This is a genomic window from Syntrophorhabdaceae bacterium (assembly GCA_028713955.1).
Taxonomy (GTDB): domain Bacteria; phylum Desulfobacterota; class Syntrophorhabdia; order Syntrophorhabdales; family Syntrophorhabdaceae; genus UBA5609.
On sequence record JAQTNJ010000293.1, the window covers coordinates 1 to 3,525 of the forward strand.

Annotated in this window: 5 protein-coding genes; all 5 read left to right on the top strand. The window is 49.8% G+C overall.

The window, feature by feature from the left end:
• The first annotated feature begins 110 nt into the window (after positions 1 to 110).
• Positions 111 to 626 (top strand): DUF177 domain-containing protein, encoded by a 516-nt coding sequence (locus PHU49_15935; protein MDD5245499.1) that lies wholly within the window; start codon positions 111 to 113, stop codon positions 624 to 626.
• A 13-nt stretch (positions 627 to 639) separates the two neighbouring features.
• Positions 640 to 822 (top strand): 50S ribosomal protein L32, encoded by a 183-nt coding sequence (gene rpmF, locus PHU49_15940; GenBank protein MDD5245500.1) that lies wholly within the window; start codon positions 640 to 642, stop codon positions 820 to 822.
• 4 nt (positions 823 to 826) lie between these two features.
• Positions 827 to 1,828, top strand: a complete 1,002-nt coding sequence (gene plsX, locus PHU49_15945; GenBank protein ID MDD5245501.1) for a phosphate acyltransferase PlsX — start codon at positions 827 to 829, stop codon at positions 1,826 to 1,828.
• Between the two features lie 14 nt (positions 1,829 to 1,842).
• Positions 1,843 to 3,006 carry an acyl-CoA dehydrogenase family protein gene (locus PHU49_15950; GenBank protein MDD5245502.1) on the top strand — a complete coding sequence of 388 codons (1,164 nt, stop codon included), beginning with the start codon at positions 1,843 to 1,845 and terminating at the stop codon, positions 3,004 to 3,006.
• A 32-nt stretch (positions 3,007 to 3,038) separates the two neighbouring features.
• A partial coding sequence (locus tag PHU49_15955) for an ACP S-malonyltransferase (GenBank protein MDD5245503.1) occupies positions 3,039 to 3,525 on the top strand: 487 nt, incomplete at its 3' end.

The following is a 3,525-nucleotide window of genomic DNA, read 5'->3' on the forward strand; positions in this document are numbered from 1 at the left end:
GGTCTTATAGGACATATTGGACCTATAGTTCTCATAAGTTACAACAGGTTAATTTGCTTGACAATGAAACATCAAGCCATTATATTATCACACCCAAAAAGAGGGCAGTTTTGGTCATAAGACTTTCGGAAATAGACGATACGTTCATAGCAAGAGGTTCCATGGAAGCATCCCGGTTTACTGAGGTAGAAGACAAGAGCACTCGGGTCATTACGCCGGTCACCTATGAGCTGACGATCAGGAAGTTCGATAACCTCGTGACTGTTCAGGGGCCTGTGGGGTGTACCATGTCAATAACATGTTCCAGATGCCTCGATGATTTCACCCTTGATCTCAGAGCCTTTCTGGACATTAAGCTGACCCCCCGGACACAAACCCCGCGGGCATCCGAGGCCGAACTGAGGCTTGACGACATGGACGTCTATTATTATGAAGGAGACGAGATCGACCTCGATCCGTTTATCTATGAGGAAGTATTGCTGAATGTGCCCATCAGGCCGGTCTGTGCAGAAGACTGCAAGGGCCTCTGCCCGGTTTGCGGCAGGAATAAAAATGTTGAAGACTGTCAGTGTGATACTGCCACCCAGACGCTGCTGGGCGAAAAACTGAAATCTTTTTTAAACTAACGAGGAGACATATATGGCTGTTCCAAAAAGGAAGACGTCAAAGACAAAAAGAGATAAGAGAAGGACACACTACAAAGCACAACCTGTCAATGTAGTGCTCTGCCCGAACTGTAAAGAACCCAAACTGCCTCACATTGTTTGCCCCAAATGCGGTACATACAAGGGCAAAAAGTTTTTAGACGTTGAGGAACTCTAACGGAATGATAAAGATAGCGGTGGATGGAATGGGGGGAGACTATGCACCCGCTGTAGTTGTCAGAGGTGCGGAGTCTGTAGCAAGGGATAATATTGCGGAGATCGTTCTTGTCGGGGATGAGAATGCAATAAAACCGCTGTTAAAGGGTTCGAACGGCATCGAGGTGGTTCACACGCCGGTTTACGTGGAGATGAAGGAATCACCATCATCAGCCCTGAGAAAAAAAAGAGAATCTTCGATCAATAAGGCACTTGAGCTTTTGAAGTCAGGAAAGGTGCAGGCGGCAGTTACCGCTGGCAATTCCGGCGCCGCAATGGCCTTTGCGATCTTTACCCTTGGAAGGATAGGGTATGTGGACCGGCCGGCCATTGCTACACTGCATCCGAATATGAAAAACAGCTTATCGATCCTTCTGGACGCCGGCGGAAACGTTGACTGCAAGCCTGTTCATCTTGCTCAATTTGCCGTGATGGGAGACGCCTTCGCGCGTTGCGTTCTCGGGGTAGAGAAACCGACGATCGGCCTTTTAAGCAATGGTGAGGAAGAGAACAAAGGGAATGAGCTGACGAGAGAGGCACACGCGCTGATCAAGGGCCTGGACCTCAACTATATCGGATACGTCGAAGGCACTGACATGCATAACGGCAGGGCAGACGTTGTGGTAAGTGATGGTTTTGTGGGGAATGTTGCACTGAAGATTACTGAAGGGGTAGCAGAATCACTGATGGCCTTCTTCAGCGATGCCATAAAAAAAAATATGAAGGCAAGGATGGGCTACCTTCTTATGAAAGACGTATTTGATGAGCTCAAGAGGAGGATGGACCCTTCTGAATACGGCGGCGCCCCGCTTTTGGGTGTTGACGGGGTGTGTATTATATGCCACGGCAAATCGGACGAAAAGGCTATACGGAATGCCGTTCTCCTTGCAAAGAAGTTCGTGGAGAACGGGCTGAACGAATCGATTAAAGAGACACTGTGGAAGGTTACTGACCAATACGGAGGATAAAGGTGAGGGAGGATATGGATTATTTTCTGACAGAGGAGCAAAAGAATATCCGGGCGCTGGCCAGGAGGATCGCTGAGGAAAAAGTGGTCCCCGTAAGGGCTGAGCTTGATGAAACAGGGACATTCCCCTGGGACATCATGAAGACATGCGCCGAAACAGGGCTCTTTGGTGTCAGTATCCCTGAAGAGTACGGCGGAATGGGCGGCGGCACCTTTGAAAACTGTGTCGTTGTGGAAGAGCTGAGCACGGCCTGCCTTGGTGTCTCTGTGAGCTATGCTGCGAGCCTCCTGGGTGCGTACCCTATTTTACTTGGTGGTTCAGAGGCGCAGAAAAAGAAATACCTGGCCGAGATAGCGAGCGGTAAAAGACTCGGCGCTTTTGCATTGACAGAGGCAAATGCCGGGAGTGATGCCCAGGGCATAAGGACCGAGGCAACAAAGGCCGGCAATGATTACATCCTGAACGGTACCAAGCAGTGGATAACAAATGGCGGTGAGGCGGAGATCTATACTGTCATAGCCATGACGGACAGGAAAAAAGGCGGAAGAGGAGCAACGGCCTTTATCGTGGAAAAGGGCATGGAGGGTTTTTCCTTTGGGAAAAAGGAGAACAAACTTGGCATACGGGCCTCTGCCACAAGGGAACTGGTATTTCAGGATTGCAAAGTTCCTGCTGAAAATGTTATAGGTAGAGAGGGGATGGGGTTCATCCTTGCCATGAGGACCTTTGACAGGACAAGACCCGGCATAGGTGCTCAGGCGGTGGGGGTTGCCCGGAGCGCCCTCGATGCAGCGGTACACTATGCCCGGGAAAGGGAACAGTTCGAGAAAAAGATCATCTCTTTCCAGGCAATACAACATATGCTTGCGGATATGGCGACACAGGTTGAAGCCGCGCGGGCTCTCGTCTATGCTGTAGCGAGATATATCGACAGTAACCCGAGGGATTTCTCGAAGGTCTCTGCTATGAGCAAGGTGTTCCCGAGCGATGTAGCGATGAAAGTGGTCGTCGATGCCCTGCAGGTTTTTGGCGGATACGGGTACATGAAGGAATATCCTGTGGAAAAGATGATGAGAGACGCAAAGATATTGCAGATCTATGAAGGCACAAACCAGATCCAGAGGAATGTAATTGCCCTTGAACTTATTAAGGAAGCTGCCTCGAAGAGAAGGTCGTAATATAAACGATGCGTTACAGGCAGGGGATATAGATGAAAAAAACAGGTGTTGTTTTCCCGGGCCAGGGTTCACAGTATGTCGGGATGGGGAAAGGATTATATGATACCTTTGAAGATGTGAGGGAATATTTCACCATTGCGGACAAAACCCTCGGTTTCCCCATAACGGAACTCTGTTTCAACGGACCGGAAGATGAATTAAGACAGACATATAATACACAGCCAGCGCTCCTTCTCAACAGCTATGTCGTCTGGCAGACCCTCAGGAAGGCCACGGGCATATCACCGTACCTCCTTGCGGGACACAGTCTCGGAGAATATACGGCGCTTTGCGCAAGCGGTTTCTTTGCCTTTGAAGATGCCCTGCGGATGACAAGGAAGAGAGGTCTTCTGATGGAAGAGGCATGTCCGAAAGGGAAGGGAGGGATGGTCGCCCTCATCGGCGCAGATATGGCAAAGATAGGACCTGTCCTCCAGGAGATATCCCATGATGATTATGTCGCTGTTCCGGCGAACCTGA

What these genes read in the sequence shown, in the direction of transcription:
- PHU49_15950 (MDD5245502.1), top strand. Translation starts at nt 1,843, where the DNA reads ATGGATTATTTTCTGACAGAGGAGCAAAAGAATATCCGGGCGCTGGCC.
- plsX (MDD5245501.1), top strand. Translation starts at nt 827, where the DNA reads ATGATAAAGATAGCGGTGGATGGAATGGGGGGAGACTATGCACCCGCT.
- rpmF (MDD5245500.1), top strand. Translation starts at nt 640, where the DNA reads ATGGCTGTTCCAAAAAGGAAGACGTCAAAGACAAAAAGAGATAAGAGA.